Below are 19,099 nucleotides of genomic sequence, written 5' to 3' on the forward strand. Positions count from 1 at the left end.
CATGCACACGCTCACGCACCGCGTCACCGCACGCACCACCGCCCTGCTGGCCGTGCTCGCCGCCGTCGCCGGGTTCGCCCTGCTCGGCACGTCGGACGCGGGGGCCTCCCACCCCGCGGCCCCCCACCCGGCAGCCGGGCGGAAGCCCACGATCGTCCTCGTCCACGGCGCCTTCGCGGACGGCTCCAGTTGGAACCCCGTCATCGAGCGGTTGCAGCGACGCGGCTTCACCGCCGTCGCCGCGGCCAACCCCCTGCGCGGGGTCCGCGCCGACGCCGATGCCCTCGACGCGCGCCTCGCCGGCGTCGACGGGCCCGTGGTGCTCGTCGGCCACTCCTACGGCGGTGCCGTCATCACCAACGTGAAGGCGCGTGCCCCGAAGGTGAAGGCGCTGGTGTACGTCGCCGCCTTCGCCCCCGCCGAGGGCGAGGCCGCGGCGCAGCTCGCCGGGAAGTACCCCGGCAGCACGCTGGGCGGGACGCTGGCACCGGTCCCGCTGCCCGACGGCTCGCAGGACCTGCACATCGCGCCCTCGCTCTTCCGGCAGCAGTTCGCGGCCGACGTCCCGGCGCGGGAGGCCGCCCTCATGGCGAGCACCCAGCGCCCCATCCGGGACGCCGCCCTGAACGAGGCGTCCGGCGCCCCCTCCTGGGCGGACACCCCCTCGTGGTTCCTGCTGGCCGGCGCCGACAAGAACATCCCCCTGCGGGCGCAGGAGTTCATGGCCGACCGGGCCGGCTCGCGCGCCACCGTGACCGTCAGGGGTGCCTCGCACGCCGTGGCGGTCTCGCGTCCGGACGCGGTCGTCGACCTCGTCGTCCGCGCCGCGGGCTGACCCCTCTCCCCCGGCCCCGCGATCGGCGGGGCCGGGGTGCGCCACGTGACGTGGAAGCGCCCGACGGCGGTCAGGTCCCCGGGCAGCCCGAGCACCGCGTGCGACTCCAGCGCTACCCGGTCGTCAGGGGACTGCCCGGCAGCCGGTTGCCGGGCGCTTCCGGGTCGGTGCCGAGGTAGAACTCCTCGATGGCCGTGCGGAACTCGGCGTGGCTGATGCTGCCGCTGCCGTCGCTGTCCAGCGCGCGCACGAGCGCGTTGACGATGCCCAGGACGAGGTGCTCGAAGTCGGGGTGCGTGAGCCGGCCGTCGTCGGTGTGGTCGAACCAGTCGAACAGGATGGTGAACTTCCGCTCGGTGATGTCGTGCGACACGGGTCGGCCTCGTCTCGGTGGATGGCGTTCGCGGGTTCTCGGCCCGGAGGAATTCGGTGCGAGAACCCGGTCCAGGGCCTGCCGAATACCGGGGACGAGGAAAACGCAGGAGGGCGATGCACCCGGGTCATCCGGCGTGGACCACGGTTCCCGGTGCTCGGCGACGATGCGGGCGATGTCCGAGGTCACCGGCTCCTCCGCCGACCCGAGGGGAAGCGGGGTCGCGAGGGCGTGCGGACCACCGGTGGACGGTCATCGGCCTGCGACCGGGACGTCGTTCCGCCCGGTGAACCGCGCACCGCGAATACGGGACCCGAATGCGTCCGACCGACCGGACACCCCCATCAGGGTCGTTGGACCCGTGTATTCACCAGAGCGCGCCGGGGTCGCGGTGTCGGTCACGGTGGCGGAGCGGCCTGCGGCACGGCGCACACCCGTCGGCACCCGCACCCGTTTCAGGTTCCACTGTGGACGGAGACGGCCGGTTCGGGGCCGGTCACCGCGATCCGTGCGAGCCGGGGCGCGCCCGGTCGTCTCGACAGGACGGCCGGCCGCGGCGGGCGCAGCGCGTCGCGGCCGCGGCGGTACCGGACGTGGTCGCGTCAGCCCGCCGCGCCGGCGGCCGTGCCGCCCGTCCGCGCGACCAGGCTGAGCGGGCGCATGTCGGTCCAGTTGGCCTCGACGTGGTCCAGGCACGCCTGCCGGGCGTCCGGGCCGAAGACGACCGCCCACCCCTGCGGCACCTCGGCGAAGGCCGGCCACAGGGAGTGCTGGCCCTCGTCGTTGGTGAGCACGTGGAACGTGCCGTTCTCGTCGTCGAAGGGGTTGGTCGCCATCGGGGAACTCCTCCTCGTTTTAGGTGAGCCTAACTTAACAAACCGGGCGGTAGAAGTGGTGATCGACCGTGCCGAACCCCCATTGGTACCCGACTCATCCACGACAGCGTTGGGCTGAACGGTGCAACCAGGTGTGAGGTGAGCGCGAACCGGGCAATCAGGGGCGATGATCGATCCCCGTTCCGACCCCACCCCCGCGTCCGGTCCCGACGGGCCCCGCGAGGGCCGCAGACCCGGTTCCGCCACCCCCGCCCCGGCCGTCCCGCCGGCGGGTCGCGATCGGGAGGCGACGGTTCCGCAGGAGGAGCGCGGCGCGGACGGCCACGCCAAAGCCGGCCGGACCACCGACCAGGTGCCGATCGACACCTCGGTGGTCTGCGACGACCTCGCCGCCGTGCGCCACCACATCGGCGAGGCGCTGCACGCGCACGACGAGGACTTCATCCTCGACGTGCAGTTGGTGGCCACGGAACTGGCGTCCAACGCCTGCGACCACGCCGACGACCCGAGGTACCTGCTCCTGCGCCGCGAGGTCCACCCGGACCGCGGCCCCGAACTGGTCGTCGAGGCCCGCGACGCCACCCCCGACCGCGACCCCGTCGTCGGCTCCTCCAGCGTCAACGCCACCAGGGGCAACGGCATGAAGATGGTCGAGACCATCTGCAACGACTGGGGCGTGCGCCACGAAGGCGACCTGAAAGTCGTGTGGGGCCGCATCCCGATCCCCCGCTGACCCACCGGCGGTGCGTCCCCCTTCGGTCGACCCGGACCAAGGGGTCCGCGCGCTATTCCACACGGGATGGGTCGAGGTCCGGCTTGTCGAGTGCAATTCCGCAGACCGATCGCCTTGACGACGTCGATGGGTGGTCGCTACTGTCGGAAACGGGTGAGCCACTCTGCGCAATTCAATTATCGGGGTGTCTGGGGGTCGTATGTCGCTGTTGCGCCCTGATGAGCTGTACACGGATGCGGTGGCGTACAAACTGTTCCGCTCGGCCCTCGAACAACTCCCCTGGAATGTCGGCGAAATCCTTTCCCGGAAGCCGGGCGAACGCGACGACCGGCGCGCCGAATTGGGGTGGCGACTCGCCTCGCGCAGTTACTACGCCGAACAGGCGGGACTGGTCACGGCGGCCGCCCTGGCCGCCGAGACCGACGACGTCGCCTACCGGTTCGACATGGCCGCCGCCGCCGCGGACGAGGCCCGGCACGCGGACGCCTTCCTGCGGTACGCCGAGCACGTCGGCGGGTCGGCGGAGAACTGCGTGGACGAGATCTCGCCGCTCGACGACCAGCTGACCAGCCTCCCCTACCTGGGCAAGGCCCTGGCCCACACGGTCCTGGAGGGCTTCGCGGCCGACGAGTTCCTGCTGCTGAAGCGGTACTTCCGGGACGACGGGCTCAGCGAGATCTACCACTACGTGCGCCGCGACGAAACGCGACACGTGGCCGTCGGCGTCAGCTACCTCGCCCGCGCGCTCCGCGACGAGCGCGTCCGCGAGGAGTACCGCGAGCACAGCCGGGAGTGGCTGGAGGTCTGCCGTCGGTACGCCGACGTGGAGGACCTCGCCGACATGATCGCCGGTCTCACCGGTCAGAACCCCGCCGTGCTCGCCCGCTGGTTCCGCACGCGCCACCGCAACAGGATGTCCGCGATGAACCTCGTCGTCGGAGGGGGGTGAGGAGATGAAGATCAAGCGCGTGCCGATCAAGGACAGGACCAGGGGCGTGTGCCGCTACGTGGTGCGCACCAGTCTGCCGAACAGCGAAACCCGCTGATCCGGCGTGAAGGGTGGGAGCACCCTTCACACCGGTGCTCCCACTTGCACCGAACACCAATCGGGCCGAGCGGAACGGAATGCGATGACGGACGACGTGCTGCTCGTCTCCATGCCCTGGCAAGCCCTCGAATCCCCGTCGCTCCCCTTGGGGCTGTTGCGCTCGGTGTGCCGGAGAGAAGGTCTTCCGGTGCCGGCTTCGTACCACGGCGGGGTGAAGTGGTGTGAGCACCTGATGACGGAGACCGACGAGGAGATCGGTGTGAAAGAATACACCGACATCGCCGAGAACGGGCTTTTCGACGGCATCGGCGACTGGGTGTTCACCGGTGTGCTGCACGGCGACCCGGATTTCGGGGTGCGTGACTTCGCGGAGTACGCGGCGGGGCGGCAGATCGACTTCCCCCTGGTGAGCCGGATGCGGGAGCACGCGGAGGCGTTCATCCACCGGACGGCCGACGACGTCCTGGCGACGCGGCCGAGGGTCGTCGGTTTCACCACCACCTTCATGCAGAACGTGCCCAGCCTGGCGCTGGCCAAGCGGCTCAAGGAGCTGGACCCCGGTCTGGTCGTCGTGTTCGGCGGCGGCAACTGCGACGGCGACATGGGTGTCGCGCTGCACCGGAACTTCGACTTCGTCGACTTCGTCGTCCGGGGCGAGGGCGAGCACGTGTTCCCGCAGCTGCTGCGGGCGCTCGACGGCGACGGCGACCTGGCCTCGGTGGCGGGGCTGTGCTGGCGCGAGGGCGGCGAGCGGCGGGTGAACGCGGCGACGGGCCGCCCGGTGCTGCCGGACGACCTGCCGGTGCCGGACTTCGACGACTGGTTCGAGGTCCTGGAGGGGTCACCGGTGTCGGCCTACGTCGAGCCGCAGCTGGTGGTGGAGACCTCGCGCGGCTGCTGGTGGGGCGAGAAGCACCACTGCACGTTCTGCGGGCTCAACGGGTCGCTGATGAAGTTCCGGGCGAAGACGGCGGAGCGGGCGATCGGCGAGATCACCGAGCTGGTCTCGCGGCACAAGGTGCTGGACATCATCACCGTCGACAACATCATCGACAACAGCTACTTCAACACCGTGCTGCCCGCGGTGGCGGAACTCGACTGGGACCTGAGGATCCACTACGAGGTCAAGTCCAACCTGACCACCGAGCAGATCGCCCGCTGCAAGGACGCGGGGATCGCGCACATCCAGCCCGGTATCGAGTCCCTCGCCTCGCCGGTGCTGCGCATCATGGACAAGGGCGTCTCGGGCGTCCGCAACGTCCGCACGCTGCGCGACTGCGAGTCGGCGAGCCTGACCGTGTCGTGGAACTGGCTCTACGGCTTCCCCGGCGAGCGGGCGTCGGACTACGCGCCGGTGGTGTCGCAGCTGCGCTCCCTGCACCACCTGCAACCGCCGGCGAACGCGGCGCGGATCCTGCTCGAGCGGTTCAGCCCCTACTTCGAGAACCCCGCGCTCGGCTTCCCGGAGCGGCGGCCCGCCCACCAGTACCGCTACCTCTACGACCTCCCCGACGAGGCCGTGCACGACATGGTGTACCTCTTCGACACGCCCGAGCAGGGGTTGACCGAGCAGGAGGTCGTGGACCTGCGCGAGGCGATCGGCGCCTGGATCAAGGCCTACCCGCACAGCACCCTCTCGGTCGTGGAGGACGGGGAAGGGCTCGTGCTCGCCGACCGGCGCGCCGGTTGGCCGGTCGCGGACCACCGCGTCGCCGAACCCGCCTTCGTGGCGGCCTACGGGCAGCTGGAGCACGGCCGGTCGTTGCCGGCGCTCGCGCGGCACCTGGTCGACGCGGGGCACGACGTCGACGAGCCGCGGCTGCGGGCCTGGGTCGACCGGATGGTCGGGCACGGGCTGCTGTTCACGGAGAACGGTCAGTACGTGGCGGTCGCGACCCGGCACACGCCGGTCAAGGTGATGACGAACTGACACCGCGGAGATCACCGGAAGGGGTTCGGATGGCCCACTCGCTCCCCGTGGCCGCACCAGCGCTGGCCGAGGTCCGCTCCCGCCTGCCGGAGCTGGCGCGCGCCGGCGTCCGGGACCTGGAGCTGACCGACCCGGTCGACGTGCTGCTGGACGGCCCGGAGTCGTCGCACGCGCTGCACCTGATCCGCGACGCCACCGGTTACGGCCTGCGGGTCGACTGGGCGCTGGGCGCGGCGCCCGAGGACACCGGGCACCTGCACCACCTGTTCCCGCCCTCGTCGTGGGTGCACGAGGGGTCGGCCGCGGTCGTGCGGGAGTGGCGGCAGTCGTACGACTTCGGCCAGTGCTTCTTCCGCATCGGACCGTCCTTCGTGACCGTCAAGGACGTCCGGCCGCACGTGGAGGGCGCCCGGATGGTCATCGAGGACCCGGACGCGGCCACGTTCGTCGCGCTCGCCGAGCACGGGGACACGACGAGCGCGGACGGGGAACACGCCGCCGCCGTCGCCGACCTGCGCGAAGCGGAGCTGTGCGTGGTGGGGGCCGGGGGCGTCCTGGTGCTGCCCTACCGCCTCCGCCGGTGGCCGGTACCCTTCTCCGCCATCTGATCCGCTCCGCCCGAGACGAGCCGCATGATCCCCCCTCTTCCCACCCTGGTCACCGCACGGGTGATCGGCCAGTTCGGTGACCGCTTCACCCTGCTCGCGCTGCCGATGTTCGCGATCTCCGAGGCGGGCGCGACGCCCGCCGAAGCGGCGCTGCTGTTCACCGCGTACGCGCTGCCCGGTGTCGCGGCGGCGTTGCTGGGCCCGTACTTCGACCGCAGCGACCGGCTCCGCTCCTGGTGCACGACGGCGGACCTGGCCCGGGGCGCGCTCCTGCTCGCCCTGGTGGTGCTCGCGCCGAACGCGGGGTCGCACGCGGGGTGGGTGCTGGTCCTGCTGCTGACGTTCGCCTGCGGCTGCTGGGCGGTCGTGTTCGACGTGGGGTTGCAGGGCTACCTGCCCCGCGCGATCCCGGCCGACCAGCTGCCCGCGGCCAACGGGTGGTTCGCCAGGGTCCAGGCCGTCGCCGACGTGGCGGGGCCGCCCGCCGCGGGCGCGGTGGTCGGTCTCGCCGGGGCGAACGTGGCGATCGCCGTCGACGCGGCCAGTTTCGTCGTGTCCGGCCTGCTGCTGCTCCTGCTGCGGGAACGGCCCGCACCGGTGAGCACGACGCGGGCGGCCACCCGTCTGGGTGAGTGGACGGCGGGGGTGCGGCACCTGCTGGCGGAGCCGCTGCTGAGGTCGGCGGTCGTGGTGATGCTGCTGCTCAACTTCGGCGGCGCGATGATCGGTGCGCTGTGGGTGGTCTACGCCACCGGGCCGTTGATGCTCGACCCCGCGACGCTCGGCGCGATCACCGCCGTCGGCGGGCTCAGCGCCCTCGCCGGCTCGGCGGTGGTGAGCCGGTTGTCCGACCGGTTCGGGCCCCGCAACAGCCTGGTGTTCGGGTTCGGCACCGCCTCGGTGGCGTTGTTCTTCATCCCCGCCGCCGCGTTGGGGATTCCCGTGGTGCTCCTCGCCGCGTTCCAGGTGCTGTTCTCCGCGAGCGCCGTGGTGGTCGCGGTCAACGCCGCGACCGTGCGCCAGCGGTGCACGCCCCCGGACCTCCAGGCGCGGGTGTTCGCGGCGATCCGCAGCTGCCAGGACGTGATCCTGCCGGCGGGCGGCGCCGTCGCGGCCCTGGTCGCCGCTGTGGCGACCACCCAGGTCGCCGTGCTGGTCGGCGCGGTCGTCGCAGCGGCGGCCATCCCGGCCGCGCTGCGGATCGCCCGGACCGGGGGCGCGGAGCGGGGCGAGGTCGTCCGGTCGTCCGAGGAGGGGCGCGGTGGTGGTGGCTGAGGGCGTGGTCGGCAAGCGGGTGCTGGTGACGGGCGGCACGACCGGGATCGGGTGGGCGACCGCCAGGGCGTTCCTCGCGTCGGGCGCCGAGGTGGTGGTGACCGGCAGGGACGCCGGACGGCTGGACCGCGCCGTCGAGGAGCTGGGCGGTGAGGTGCACGCGGTGCTCGCCGACCAGGCGGTCCTGGCGGACCTGGACCGGTTGGCGGTCGAGGTCCGCGACCGGGTCGGTCACCTCGACGTGCTGGTCGCCAACGCGGGCATCAGCCGGTCCGCGTTGCTGGGCGAGGTGACCCCCGAGGCGTTCGACGAAGAGGTCGCGGTCAACTTCCGCGGCACGTTCTTCACCGTGCAGCGACTGGCCCCGCTGCTCGCCGACGGCGCGTCGGTCGTCCTGGTGGGTTCCTGCCTCGACCAGCGCGGCGCGCTCGGGCAGAGCGTCTACGCGGCCACCAAGGCCGCGGTCGGCTCGTTGGCCAGGTCGTTCGCGGCGGAGCTGCGGGACCGGGGGATCCGGGTCAACAGCGTCGCGCCGGGTCCCACGTCCACCCCGATGTTCGACAAGTACGGCATCGAGCCGGGTGAGCTGGCGGCGATGAAGGAGGTCATCGCCCGCGACGTGCCACTGGGCCGGCTCGCCGATCCCGACGACATCGCGTCCGCCGTCCTCTTCCTGGCCTCCCCCGCCTCCTCGTACGTCACCGCCGAACAGCTGACCGCGGACGGCGGTTGGACCCGGCTGTAGGAGGGCCGCGCCGGGGGAACCGGCCGCGGCCCGTTCACGGGGTCGACGGGATCGGTGCGGCGGTTCGGGCGTCGCGTCCCCGGTCCTTTTGGGACGGTCGTGGGCGACGGACTTCACCGCGCTGCCGGAGGAGGTGGGTCGCGTCGTCCGGCGGCCACCCGTTCGAGGCGGCACTCCGGGCGCGGTCGCTGTCGGTGGTCACCGGACTCGGCCCCGGCGAGCCCGCGTTCGCCCGAGCAGTGGACGGGGAGCGCTGCCCCGCGCCGGTGGCGGCGGCGTGATCGGTCGGGAGCCGGGTCGCCCCGGTCCGGTGGTAGCTTCGCCGGACCGCCGCCCCGGACGTCCGCGGACGCCGCGACGGTGGTGGGAAAGCGATTACTCGGAGGTCGGGACGGCGTGCTGCTGAAGGTGGACGGGCTCGTCAAGGGGTTCGGCGAGCTGGTCGTGCTCGACGGCGTGGCTTTCGACCTGGACGCCGGTCGGGCCGCGGCCGTGGTGGGGCCGAACGGGGCGGGCAAGTCGACGTTGCTGCGGTGCGTGGTGGGCGCGGACGTCGCCGACGCGGGTCGGGTGCTGCTCGACGGCGTGGAGCTGGACGAGTCGGCGCCCGAGGTGCGGGCGGCGGTCGCGGCGGCGTTGGACGACGTGGCGTTCTTCCCCGACCTGTCGGTGGTGGAGCACCTGCGGCTGTACTCGTGGGCGCACCGCGCGGACGACCCGGACGCCGTGGTGGAGGCCGTGCTCGGCGAGCTGCGCCTGCTGGGTGCCGCCGACCAGTTGCCCGCGACGCTGTCCAGCGGTCAGCAGCGGCGCCTGGCGCTGGCGTCGTGCTTCGTGCGGCCGCGCCGGCTGCTGGTGCTGGACGAGCCGGAGCAGCGGCTCGACGTCGCCGGGCGGCGGTGGCTGGTGGACCGGCTCGTGGCGGAGAAGGAGGCGGGCACGGCGGTGCTGCTGGCCTCGCACGACGAGGAGCTGGTGACGAAGGTCGCCGACGTGCTCGTGGAGGTGGGCGGGTGAGCGCGTCACCCCTCGCACCGCCCCTCGCGCCGTCCGCCGCGTCGGTCAGGTCCGAGCTGCGGCGGTTGGGCCGGGTCCGCGACCCCAGGTCGTTCAGGCGGCGCGTGCTCGACTCCTCGGACGGGCTGTTCGGCGGCGCCATGGCGGTGGGGCTGGCCTGGGGCGGCCTGTCCGCGGTGCCCGACGCGGCCTCGGGGCTGCTCGCGTCCGGCGGCTCGACGCCGCTGCTGCTGGGCCCGGTGGCGCTGCTCGCGGTGGTGCTGGTGCTGAAGCTGCTGCTGGCGGTCGGGCCCGTCGCGGTGTCGTCGGCCGCCTCGTCGTGGCTGCTGGCGGCACCGGTGGACCGGCGGTCGTTGCTGCTCGGGCGGTTCGGCGCGGCGTTGGCGGCGGGCGCGGTCGGCGGCGGCCTGCTGTTCGCGGCGCTCGGGCCGTTCGCCGGGCGGGCGGCGGGTGTCGTCGCCGCGGCGGGGGTGCCGGTGGGGCTGCTGGTGGTGGGGGTGGCCGTGGTGCTGCAGCGCGACCCCGCGGCGGTGGTGTCGGCGCAGCGGTGGTCGCGGGTCGTCGTGGCGGTGGCCGTGGCGCTGGTGGCCGTCGTGCCGGCGCTGGGTCGCGGGTGGCTGCCCGCGGGGACGTGGTGGCCACCGGCCGCCGTCGTCGCGGTGGCGGCCGGCACGGTGGCGGTCGTCGTGGTGGCGGCCGTCGTGGCGACCGCGGTGGCGTGGCGGGGGTTGGGCGGGTTCACCCGCGCGGCGCTGACCGGTGGGACGCAACTGGTCGACGCGGCACGGGCGGCGGCGGTATGGCTGGACCCGGCGATGCTGGCCGACGTCCTCGCCGCCCGGCGGGCACGGGCGGTCGGGCGGGTGCGGTCCGGCGCCCTGCGCGGTGGGCGTGCGGCGGTGGTGCTGCGCGCCGAGCTGGTCCGGTTGCGGCGCGGCGGTGCCGCGGTGTCGACGTGGGCCGGGCTGGCGGTGGTGCCGTACGCGGCGGCGCAGGTGCTGCCCGGGGCCGCGGTGGGCGCGGTGCACCTGGTGGCGGCGTTCCTGGCGACCGAGCGGCTGGCGGCGGGGCTGCGCGCGGTGGCCCGGTCGGCGGCGCTGCGGCGGGCGCTCGGCGGGACCGACCGGGAGCAGCGGCTGCTGCACCTGGTGGTGCCCGCGTCGGGGGCGTTGGTGTGGTGCGCGGTGACGTTCCCGGCGTTGCCGGTGGCGGCGCCCGTGCTGGTGGTGGTGTCGGCGGTGGGCGCGGTGGCGGTGACCTACCGGATGGCGACGCGCCCGGACGTGGACTACGCCTCGGCGGGCGTGGTGGACACCCCGTACGGCCTCGTGCCCGTGAACGTCGTGCGGCAGGTGATGCGGGGCCCGGGTCTGCTGCTGGTGCTGGTCGTGGTGCAGGTCGCCGTCGTCACCGGGTAGGGCCCGACCGTTCGGCGGGTCGTCGTCGGCGGCGTGGTGGCGGCGGCGCTCTCGGTCACGCAGGCGGGCGGGGTCGTCGCTCCCGGTTTTCCGGCTATTCCACGTCATTTCGACATGACCGCGATCCTGCGCACCCGGCACGCGGGTTCGGGAGGCCGTATCCGGTCCTACGCCCAGGTCAGGGGGTCACCGGACGGTTCGGGGAATTTCGCGCCACGGTCCTGCGGACTACTCGTGACGACCGTTCGGCTCAATCTTTCCAAGTGGGTTGAGTTGATCGTGTGAAACGTGAACTATTGGTCCGGCATTGGGAGAATCGGTCCACCTCGGACAATCCTGGGGGCTTGGGGGGAACATGGCCGACGCGAGGACGCCTGTCGCATCGCCCGTGGCGCAGCGAGTGCGCTCGGTGATGCCGGGCATGGGGTGACCGCGATCCGGAGGGGTGCGGGAGCACGGTTCCGCTGATCGGCGACCCGTCGTCGGATCGGCGCGCCGGGCGGCGGCACGGTACCGGAACTGCGCGCGGCGATGGGGTGAAGCTGTTCGACCGGCGGCCCGGGGCGTTCCCCGGTGCGCACGCCACCCGTGGACGGCTGCGTCGCGCACACACCAGAATGGGGGCCTGAGTCCGTGAACGACGCATTCACCGACAGTCCTACCCGAGTCGTCCTGGCCGAGCGGAGGACGCTGTTCCGGATCGGAATGCGAAAAATCCTCGACGAGGCTCCCGGAATGGTGGTCACCCACCAGGTCGACACGTTCGACGGTCTTGCCAGGCACACCCGGGAACTGCCCGACGTGGTGGTGATCGGGTGCCTGGCGGACGTCCCGCGCGCACCGCTGGCCGTGCGCCGGTTCCTCGACAGCAGGCCCTCGGCGAACGTGCTGGTGGTGGACGACAACACCGCCCTGCCGGACGCGCCGCGCGTGGGCGTCCTGCCGTTGAGCTCCGGTCCGGACGAGTTCCTCAGCGCCATCCGGATGCTGGCCGCGGGGTACGCGTTCTACGCCGGGCCCGCGCCGCGCGCCGCCGAGCGCAGCGAGCCGCAGGTGGAGCGCATCACCCGCCGGGAAACCGACGTGCTGCGCCTGCTGGTGCACGGCCGGACCAACTCGGAGATGGCGCGGAACCTGTCGCTGACCGAGAGCACCGTCAAGTTCCACGTGCAGAACCTGCTCCGCAAGCTGCGCCTGCCCAACCGCGCCAGCGCCGTCGCCTACGCCTACGAGACGGGGCTGATCAACGTGGGTGAACTGTCCGACACCGTCCGGAGGCCGTGAACCTTGCCCAACCTGACCGACGTGCAACGCGGCGCCCTGGGTGCCGCGACCGCGATGTTCTGCGTGGGCACGCTGACCGGTGTCTCCCCCGCGCTGCACGACTACCCCGTCTACGGCGGGCAGGCCGTGCGCTACCTGGTCGGCGCGGTGCTGCTGCTCGCCGTGGCGCAGGTGTTCGGCAAGGGACCGGTGCGGCTCACCCGGCGCGAGGTGTTCTTCCTCGCGGCGCTCGCGCTGACCGGGCTGACCGCGTTCAACGTGCTGATCGTGGAGAGCACCCGGTTCGCGGACCCCGCGACCGTGGGCACCGTGGTGGCCGCCGTGCCGATCGTGCTGGCCCTGCTGGGGCCGGTGACGGAGGGCCGCAAACCCGCGCCCCGGGTGCTGACGGCATCCGTTGTGGTGGTCGCCGGGGTCGCGGTGACCAGCGGGTTCGGCGGCGGGTCGCCGCTGGGGCTGCTGCTGGCCCTGGGTGCGCTGGCGTGCGAGGCGGGGTTCTCCCTGTTGGCGCTGCCGGTGCTGGGCCGGCTCGGCGCGATCCGGGTGTCGGCGTACTCGGCGGCGATGGCCGTGCCGCAGCTGGTCGTGGTGGGGCTCGTCCTGGACGGACCGCACCTGGTGCGGGTGCCGACCGCCTCCGAGGCGCTCGCGCTGGGCTACCTGGCGGTGGTGGTCACGGTGTTCGCGTTCCTGTGCTGGTACACCTCGCTGCCGAGGCTCGGCGCCGACCGGGCCGGCCTGTTCTCCGGGTTCCTGCCGGTGGGCGCGGTGGTGTCCACGGTGGTGCTGGGCACCGGTCAGCCCCGGGTGGCCGACCTGGTCGGCGCGTGCCTGGTGCTGGTGGGGCTCGCGATCGGGCTGCGGCCCGCGCGCAGCGGGAAACCGGCACCGGTGTGAACTCCCACCAGGTGATCCAGCTCCTCCTCGCGCTGGCCGCGATCGTCGCGGTCGCCAAGGTGATGGGGTGGCTGGCGACGCGGCTCGCGCAGCCCGCCGTGGTCGGCGAGATCCTGGCGGGCGTGCTGATCGGGCCGACGCTGTTCGGCGGGGTGGTCTCGGACCTGGTGTTCCCGGCGGACATCCGGCCGATGCTGAGTTCGCTGGCCAACGTCGGGCTGGTCCTGTTCATGTTCCTGGTCGGCCTGGAGTTCAACCGGGACCTGCTGCGCGAGCGGTTCGGCACGATCGCGGCGCTGTCGCTGGGGTCCATGGTCACCCCGTTCCTGCTGGGGGTGCTGCTGGCGACCGTGCTGCGGCCCGACGACGACCGCCCGGCGTTCGCGCTCTACCTGGGCACGGCGATGGCCGTGACGGCGTTCCCGGTGCTGGCGCGGATGCTCGCCGACTGGGGCATGGGCCGCGACGGGGTCGGGGTGCTGGCGCTGGGCAGCGCCGCGCTGGGCGACCTGCTGGCGTGGTCGATGCTGGCGGTGACCATCGCGCTGCTCGGCTCGGGTGCGGGCGGGCAGTGGCGCCTGCCGCTGGTGCTGCTGCTGGTCCTGGTGAGCTTCCTGGTGGTGCGGCCCCTGCTGGCGCGGATCGCGGCCTCCGGGCGGGACGCGTTCGCGGTGGTGCTGATCGGCCTGCTCGGGTGGAGCGCGCTGACCGAGTGGATGGGGTTGCACTTCATCTTCGGCGCGTTCCTGTTCGGGCTCGTCATGCCGTCGGCGACGACCCTGCGGGCGGACGTGACGCTGCGCGTGGAGCAGGTCGGCAAGGTGCTGCTGCTGCCGGTCTACTTCGTGGTCGCCGGGTTCAACGTCGACCTGTCCCGCACCACCTGGTCGGGGTTCGCCGACTTCGGGCTGATCCTGCTGGTCGCGGTCGGCGGCAAGTTCGCCGGCGCGGTGGGCGCGGCCCGGTGGTGCGGGCTGGACTGGCGGGAGTCGGCGACGGTGGGCGCGCTGCTCAACACCAGGGGGTTGACCGAGCTGGTCATCCTCGGGATCGGCCTGCAACTGGGCCTGCTGGACCGCGACCTGTACTCGCAGCTGGTGCTGATGGCGGTGCTCACCACGATGATGACCGGGCCGCTGGTGAAGCTGCTGCGCCGGGGGGCCGCCCCGGTGGAGGTGGTCAGCTCGCCACGTCGGCGATGACCGGCCGCACCAGGTCGACCAGGCTCGCCGCGTCCACCTCGATGGTCTCGTCGTCCCGGCCGCTGCCGCAGTAGACCGTGCCCATGTCCGGCACCACCGTGTGGAACACGACCGTGCGGTCGGCGACCTCGGTCAGCGGGCTGATGCCGCCGGGGGCCATCCCCAGCTCGGCCAGGTCGTCCTCGCCGGCGCGGCGCAGCTTCGACCGCGGGACGCCCGCCGCCCTGGCGATCTTGCCGTAGCCCGCGGGGGTCAGCATCGGCAGGGACACCAGGACGAACCGGTCTCCCGTGCGGAACGCCAGCGTCTTGAGCAGCCGCTCGGCGGGCAGGTCCAGTTCGCGCTCGATGTCCTCGTACGTCCGGATCGGCGCGTGCGTGAAGGACGAGAAGGGCACACCGGCGGCTTCCAGGATGTGCGCGGGGGTCCGTCCGGTCATGGGCGCAGGGTATCGGAGCGGACCCCGTCCGCCGGCGCGCGGTGGCGCCGGCGCATCAGGCCGTGGAACACGAACCGCATCACCGGGTGCCCGGAGTCGGCGGTCAGCTCGCCGCGCTGGCGCACGATGCCGCAGTCCGCGCGGGTCAGCGAGGGGGTCGTGCCCAGCACGGTCATCCGCCCGACCAGCAGGTCGCCGGGCCGGACCGGCCGCAGCCAGCGCAGTTCGTCGATGCCCGGCGACACCTCCGCGGCCGATCCGCTGATCACCGAGTCGACGTAGAGCCGCATGAACGTGGCGGCCACCTGCCAGCCGCTCGCGATCACCGGCCCGCCCGCCGGGCCGAGGTGGATGGGCTGCGGGTCGTACTGGTGCGCGAACGAGCGGATCTCGGCCTCGGAGATCCGGCGGCTGCCCAGTTCGTGCACGTCGCCCACCCGGAAGTCCTCGAAGTACCGCACGTCACCTCCTCGCCGCCGCGCGCAGGCGGGGGAACAGCGCCAGCCCCGCCCCGCCGATGTCCGGCCGGTGCGCGGCCACCTCGCGCCGGGTCTGCCCGACCACCGGGCCGGTCATGAACGGGAAGTCCGTGCCGAACAGCACGTGCCCCGGCTCGGCGAGGGCGTCCACGCACGCCAGCGCGGCGGGCGCGGACGACTGCGCGGTCTCGTAGTACAGCCGGCCCAGCTCCTCCCCCACCGGGCCGTCCTGGCCGGGCAGCACCCAGGTGCGGGCCAGCTCCAGCCGTCCCGCCAGGAACGGGATGGTGCCGCCGCCGTGGGCCAGGACGAACCGGATGCGGGGGAAGCGGCGCAGCGCGCCGCGGAACAGCAGGTTGGCCACCGCCCGGGTGGTGTCCGCGACGAAGTCGACCAGCGGCGGCGGCACGGCGGCGGCGAAGTCGGGCGCGCCCGTGCAGGAGCACCGGTAGCCGGGGTTCGGGTGCACGAACACCACCGCGCGGCGCCGGTCCAGCTCCGCCAGCAGCGGGTCCAGGCCCGGGTCGCCGAGGACGGCGCCGTCGGCGAGGGAGGCGGGCAGCACCACGCCGTCCGCCCCCAGCACGTCGAACGCGTGCCCGACCTCGGCCAGCGCGGCGTCCAGGTCGGGCAGCGGCAGGGTGGCCAGCAGCCCGAACCGGTCGGGGTGCTCGCGCACCAGGTCCGCGGTCCACCCGTTGATCTGCCGCACCAGGTCCGCCGCGTCGGGCAGGACCAGCGCCGCGTCCGGCACCAGCACCGACAGCACGGCCGCGGCCAGGTCGTGCTCGGCCATCACCCGGAGGCTGTCGGCGGGGTCCCAGCGCGGCACCGGCACACCCGGCGCCATGTGCGTCACGCCGCGGGCGGCCAGCGCGTCGGCCAGCCGCCCGTGGTACGCGTGGTGGTGCACGTCGATCCAGTCCACCCCGGCGCCTCAGACCGTCCGGGCCGGGATCTTCGGCAGGTCGGCCAGCGCCGCGTCGACCTGCTCCTGCGGCACCTCGTAGTCCTCCAGCTGACCAGCCAGGAACGAGTCGAACGCGCCCATGTCGAAGTGGCCGTGCCCGGAGAACCCGAACAGGATGGTGCGGGCCTCCCCCGCCTCCTTGGCCGCGAGCGCCTCGGCGACCGCGCCGCGCAGCGCGTGCGACGACTCCGGCGCCATCACGAAGCCCTCGGCGCGGGCGAACCGCACGGCCTCGGTGAACACCTCGTTCTGGTTGTAGGCGACGGCTTCCACGAAACCCTCGTCGTGCAGCAGGCACAGCGTGGGCGCGTCGCCGTGGAAGCGCAGGCCGCCCGCGTGGATGGGCGGCGGCATGAAGCCGTGGCCCATCGTCTTCATGTGCAGCAGCGGGCCCAGGCCGGCGGTGTCCGGGTAGTCGTAGGCGTACCGGCCCCGGGTCAGGGTCGGGCACGCGGCGGGTTCGGCGGCGACGAACCGGGTGCCGCTGCGGGCGCCGGTCAGCGTGTCGGCCAGGAACGGGAACGTCAGGCCGGAGTAGTTCGACCCGCCGCCGACGCAGCCGACCACCACGTCCGGGTAGTCGCCCGCCATCTCCATCTGCCGCTTGGCCTCCAGGCCGATCACGGTCTGGTGCAGCACCACGTGGTTCATCGCCGAACCGAGGGCGAACTTGGTGTCGTCGTGGGCCAGCGCGTCCTCCACGGCCTCGCTGATGGCGATGCCCAGGCTGCCCGGCGACCCGGGGTCCTGCGCGAGGACGTCGCGGCCCGCCTGCGTGCGCGTGCTCGGCGAGGGGAACACCTCGCCGCCCCAGGTCTCCATCAGCGAGCGCCGGTGCGGCTTCTGCTGGTACGACGCCTTCACCATGTAGACGGTGACCTCGACGCCGAACAGGCTGCCCGCGAACGACAGCGCCGAACCCCACTGGCCCGCGCCGGTCTCCGTGGTCAGCCGCCGCACGCCCTGGCGGGCGTTGTAGAACACCTGCGGCACCGCGGTGTTCGGCTTGTGCGACCCGGCGGGCGACACGGCCTCGTACTTGAAGTAGATCTTCGCCGGGGTGTCGAGCGCCTTCTCCAGCCGGTCCGCGCGGTACAGCGGCGAGGGTCGCCAGATCCGGTAGACGTCCTGGACCTCCTCGGGGATGTCGATCCAGCGCTGCGGGCTGAACTCCTGCGCGATGACCTCGTCGGGCAGGAGGGGCTGGAGGTCGGCCGCGGTGATCGGTTCGCGGGTCACCGGGTGCAGCGGCGGCAGCAGCGGCTTGGGCAGGTCGGGCAGGACGTTGTACCACTGGGTGGGCATGTCGTCCTCGGACAGCAGGTACTTCTTCACGTCGTCGGTCCCCTCAGAACATCGGTGCCTGGCTCGGGGCGCGCAGGGTGCCCAGGTGCGGGTGCCACAGGTGGTCCGGGTTGTCCTCGACCTCGCGCGTGATGTCCCGCATGCGGGTCAGCGCGGCCGGTTCGCCGTCGCCGTCCCACACGTCGCCCTGGAGCATCCGCAGCACGTCCAGCCGGTAGCGGGGGTCGGCGACGAAGGCGGTGAACAGGATGTTGAGGCGGTAGTAGATCGAGATGAACTCGTACCAGTTGCTCACCGCCCGGCGCAGCTTGGTCTCGTAGCGGCCGAACGAGGGCTTGGTGAAGTCGCCGTGCTCGGCGGCTTCGAGGATGTCGTAGGACGCGATGCGGGCGCTGTTCATGGCGACGCTGACACCGCTGGAGAAGATCGGGTCCACGAACCGGGCCGCGTCGCCGACCATCAGCCAGCCGTCGCCGCAGACCTGCCTCATGGCGTAGCTGTAGTCGCCCTCGGGTTTGAACGGCCGGACCCGCTCGGCCTTGCGCAGCGCCTCGGCCAGCTCCGGCCGGGTCGCCACGGCCTCCTCGAAGAACGCCCCCCACTGCTGGTTCGCGGCGGTGAAGTGCTTCTTCTGGGTCACGACGCCGACGCTGGTGACGGTGTCGGTGATGGGGATCTGCCAGACCCAGGTGTCGGTGATCGGCAGGAAGTGGATGAAGATGAAGTCCGCCTGCTTGCGGTCCACCGCCAGCGCCGAGCGGTCCAGCCCGTCGAACCAGGTGTGGATGGCGTACTGGTTGAACACCGGGTCGGGCACCTTGAGCTTGAGCTGGCGGCCGAGCAGCGTGCTGCGACCGCTGGCGTCGACCACCAGGCGCACCCGGACGCCGACCTCGGTGCGGCCCAGGGTGAACACGATCCGCTTGACGTCCTCGTCCAGCTCCACCCGCTGCACGCGCACGCCCTCGTAGACCTTGGCGCCCTGGGACTCGCTGTGCTGCAGCAGCAGCAGGTCGAACTGGCCGCGGTCCACGTGGTAGGTGTAGTCCTGGTCGACGCCCCGCTGGTCGCGCTCGCGGAACTCGACCTCTGCGGCCTTGAACCCGTGCGAGAGCTTGAACCCGAGCGACGAGATGTCGTTGCTGGTGGCGGAGGTCCACGCCGCGCCGTACTTGCGCGGGAAACCGCCCTCGTCCACCTTGGCGAGCGCCCCGATGTCGGCCAGCACCGGGGTGGTGGCCGGGATCAGCGACTCGCCGACGTGCGGGCGGGGGAACAGCTCGCCCTCCAGCAGCACGACGGACATGCCCGCCCTGGCCAGGTAGGAGGCGATCGTGGAACCGGCGGGGCCGCCGCCGATGATGCCGATGTCGAAGTCAACGTCTGTCACGGTGCTCCCAGCTCAGACTCTGCGGACGTCGTTCTCCAGCTCCAGCACCAGTCGCGTGATGCTGTCCAGGTCGCGGAAGTTGCTCCCCACCATCCGTTCGGCCGGCACGTCGACCCCGAGCCGCTCACCGATGAAGACGACGAGGGCCGTCGTCGACAGGCTGTTGAGGATTCCCCACTCCAGCAGCGGGGTGTCCGGCAGGACCTCCACGCCGGCGGAGTCCAGCACCTTCTCCCGGATGAACTCCGTCAGCGTGCCGAGCACTTCAGCGTGTTCCATGCACATCTCCGTATCCGCGCCAGGCCACCGGATGTC

Annotated in this window: 20 protein-coding genes; 12 read left to right on the forward strand and 8 right to left on the reverse strand. The window is 72.8% G+C overall.

All coding sequences use genetic code 11. The features are described 5' to 3' along the window. Position 1: 1 nt before the first annotated feature. Positions 2-835, forward strand: a complete 834-nt coding sequence (locus ACR807_RS01820; RefSeq protein WP_438919389.1) for an alpha/beta fold hydrolase — start codon at positions 2-4, stop codon at positions 833-835. A 112-nt stretch (positions 836-947) separates the two neighbouring features. Here the strand turns inward: ACR807_RS01820 and ACR807_RS01825 are convergent, their stop codons facing one another. Beyond that, a complete protein-coding gene (locus ACR807_RS01825) occupies positions 948-1,208 on the reverse strand; it encodes an EF-hand domain-containing protein (RefSeq protein ID WP_438919390.1) in 261 nt (86 codons plus the stop codon). 602 nt (positions 1,209-1,810) lie between these two features. Further along, a complete protein-coding gene (locus tag ACR807_RS01830) occupies positions 1,811-2,044 on the reverse strand; it encodes an MbtH family protein (protein WP_438919391.1) in 234 nt (77 codons plus the stop codon). Between the two features lie 166 nt (positions 2,045-2,210). Here ACR807_RS01830 and ACR807_RS01835 point away from each other — a divergent pair, with 166 nt between their 5' ends. The 11 genes from ACR807_RS01835 (at position 2,211) to ACR807_RS01885 (ending at position 14,201) form a co-directional block, all read left to right on the forward strand. After that, complete coding sequence (locus ACR807_RS01835) at positions 2,211-2,777, forward strand: ATP-binding protein (RefSeq protein WP_438919392.1); 567 nt, start codon at positions 2,211-2,213, stop codon at positions 2,775-2,777. Positions 2,778-3,015: 238 nt separating this feature from the next. Continuing rightward, a complete protein-coding gene (locus tag ACR807_RS01840; protein WP_438919393.1) occupies positions 3,016-3,726 on the forward strand; it encodes a hypothetical protein in 711 nt (236 codons plus the stop codon). 181 nt (positions 3,727-3,907) lie between these two features. After that, positions 3,908-5,755: a RiPP maturation radical SAM C-methyltransferase gene (locus tag ACR807_RS01845; protein WP_438919394.1), complete on the forward strand. Its 1,848-nt coding sequence runs from the start codon at positions 3,908-3,910 to the stop codon at positions 5,753-5,755. A gap of 29 nt (positions 5,756-5,784) precedes the next feature. Next, positions 5,785-6,363 carry a DUF5825 family protein gene (locus ACR807_RS01850; RefSeq protein WP_438919395.1) on the forward strand — a complete coding sequence of 193 codons (579 nt, stop codon included), beginning with the start codon at positions 5,785-5,787 and terminating at the stop codon, positions 6,361-6,363. A gap of 24 nt (positions 6,364-6,387) precedes the next feature. Next, complete coding sequence (locus ACR807_RS01855; protein WP_438919396.1) at positions 6,388-7,638, forward strand: MFS transporter; 1,251 nt, start codon at positions 6,388-6,390, stop codon at positions 7,636-7,638. Further along, entirely contained in the window at positions 7,625-8,383 is a 759-nt protein-coding gene (locus ACR807_RS01860; protein ID WP_438919397.1) for an SDR family oxidoreductase, read from the forward strand. The genes ACR807_RS01855 and ACR807_RS01860 overlap by 14 nt, the downstream gene beginning before the upstream one ends. Positions 8,384-8,779: 396 nt before the next feature. Further along, positions 8,780-9,400 carry an ABC transporter ATP-binding protein gene (locus tag ACR807_RS01865; protein ID WP_438919398.1) on the forward strand — a complete coding sequence of 207 codons (621 nt, stop codon included), beginning with the start codon at positions 8,780-8,782 and terminating at the stop codon, positions 9,398-9,400. Further along, complete coding sequence (locus ACR807_RS01870) at positions 9,397-10,818, forward strand: DUF6297 family protein (RefSeq protein ID WP_438919399.1); 1,422 nt, start codon at positions 9,397-9,399, stop codon at positions 10,816-10,818. Before ACR807_RS01865 ends, ACR807_RS01870 begins: the two co-directional genes overlap by 4 nt. A gap of 735 nt (positions 10,819-11,553) precedes the next feature. Then, positions 11,554-12,102, forward strand: coding sequence for a response regulator transcription factor (locus tag ACR807_RS01875; protein WP_438919400.1), 549 nt, complete (start codon positions 11,554-11,556; stop codon positions 12,100-12,102). A 3-nt stretch (positions 12,103-12,105) separates the two neighbouring features. Beyond that, positions 12,106-12,999 carry a DMT family transporter gene (locus ACR807_RS01880; RefSeq protein ID WP_438919401.1) on the forward strand — a complete coding sequence of 298 codons (894 nt, stop codon included), beginning with the start codon at positions 12,106-12,108 and terminating at the stop codon, positions 12,997-12,999. Positions 13,000-13,010: 11 nt separating this feature from the next. Continuing rightward, complete coding sequence (locus tag ACR807_RS01885) at positions 13,011-14,201, forward strand: cation:proton antiporter (RefSeq protein ID WP_438919402.1); 1,191 nt, start codon at positions 13,011-13,013, stop codon at positions 14,199-14,201. On the opposite strand, the gene ACR807_RS01890 is transcribed toward ACR807_RS01885, so the two are convergent. Genes ACR807_RS01890 through ACR807_RS01915 form a run of 6 tightly spaced genes read right to left on the reverse strand, consistent with a single transcriptional unit; the run spans position 14,179 to position 19,063 of the window. Then, positions 14,179-14,640, reverse strand: a complete 462-nt coding sequence (locus ACR807_RS01890) for an aminoacyl-tRNA deacylase (RefSeq protein ID WP_438919403.1) — start codon at positions 14,638-14,640, stop codon at positions 14,179-14,181. The two genes, ACR807_RS01885 and ACR807_RS01890, sit on opposite strands and share 23 nt — an antisense overlap. Then, the gene (locus ACR807_RS01895; RefSeq protein WP_438919404.1) at positions 14,637-15,101 is read right to left on the reverse strand and encodes a MaoC/PaaZ C-terminal domain-containing protein; all 465 of its coding nucleotides are present in this window, start codon (positions 15,099-15,101) and stop codon (positions 14,637-14,639) included. The genes ACR807_RS01890 and ACR807_RS01895 overlap by 4 nt, the downstream gene beginning before the upstream one ends. A 1-nt stretch (position 15,102) precedes the next feature. After that, a complete protein-coding gene (locus tag ACR807_RS01900) occupies positions 15,103-16,047 on the reverse strand; it encodes an amidohydrolase family protein (RefSeq protein ID WP_438919405.1) in 945 nt (314 codons plus the stop codon). A 9-nt stretch (positions 16,048-16,056) separates the two neighbouring features. Further along, positions 16,057-17,424 (reverse strand): TrpB-like pyridoxal phosphate-dependent enzyme, encoded by a 1,368-nt coding sequence (locus ACR807_RS01905; protein WP_438919406.1) that lies wholly within the window; start codon positions 17,422-17,424, stop codon positions 16,057-16,059. Between the two features lie 13 nt (positions 17,425-17,437). Continuing rightward, on the reverse strand, positions 17,438-18,784 hold the full coding sequence (locus tag ACR807_RS01910; RefSeq protein WP_438919407.1) for an NAD(P)/FAD-dependent oxidoreductase: 1,347 nt from the start codon (positions 18,782-18,784) through the stop codon (positions 17,438-17,440). Positions 18,785-18,796: 12 nt separating this feature from the next. Beyond that, a complete protein-coding gene (locus ACR807_RS01915) occupies positions 18,797-19,063 on the reverse strand; it encodes a phosphopantetheine-binding protein (protein WP_438919408.1) in 267 nt (88 codons plus the stop codon). Positions 19,064-19,099 lie beyond the last annotated feature (36 nt).

Source organism: Saccharothrix sabaoui (assembly GCF_051756985.1).
Lineage (GTDB): Bacteria > Actinomycetota > Actinomycetes > Mycobacteriales > Pseudonocardiaceae > Actinosynnema.

Bases quoted from the DNA above. Each gene is read 5' to 3' on its own strand.
- ACR807_RS01820 (WP_438919389.1), top strand. From the start codon at position 2: ATGCACACGCTCACGCACCGCGTCACCGCACGCACCACCGCCCTGCTG.
- ACR807_RS01915 (WP_438919408.1), bottom strand. From the start codon at position 19,063: ATGGAACACGCTGAAGTGCTCGGCACGCTGACGGAGTTCATCCGGGAG.
- ACR807_RS01835 (WP_438919392.1), top strand. From the start codon at position 2,211: ATGATCGATCCCCGTTCCGACCCCACCCCCGCGTCCGGTCCCGACGGG.
- ACR807_RS01850 (WP_438919395.1), top strand. From the start codon at position 5,785: ATGGCCCACTCGCTCCCCGTGGCCGCACCAGCGCTGGCCGAGGTCCGC.
- ACR807_RS01890 (WP_438919403.1), bottom strand. From the start codon at position 14,640: ATGACCGGACGGACCCCCGCGCACATCCTGGAAGCCGCCGGTGTGCCC.
- ACR807_RS01830 (WP_438919391.1), bottom strand. From the start codon at position 2,044: ATGGCGACCAACCCCTTCGACGACGAGAACGGCACGTTCCACGTGCTC.
- ACR807_RS01845 (WP_438919394.1), top strand. From the start codon at position 3,908: ATGACGGACGACGTGCTGCTCGTCTCCATGCCCTGGCAAGCCCTCGAA.
- ACR807_RS01875 (WP_438919400.1), top strand. From the start codon at position 11,554: ATGGTGGTCACCCACCAGGTCGACACGTTCGACGGTCTTGCCAGGCAC.
- ACR807_RS01855 (WP_438919396.1), top strand. From the start codon at position 6,388: ATGATCCCCCCTCTTCCCACCCTGGTCACCGCACGGGTGATCGGCCAG.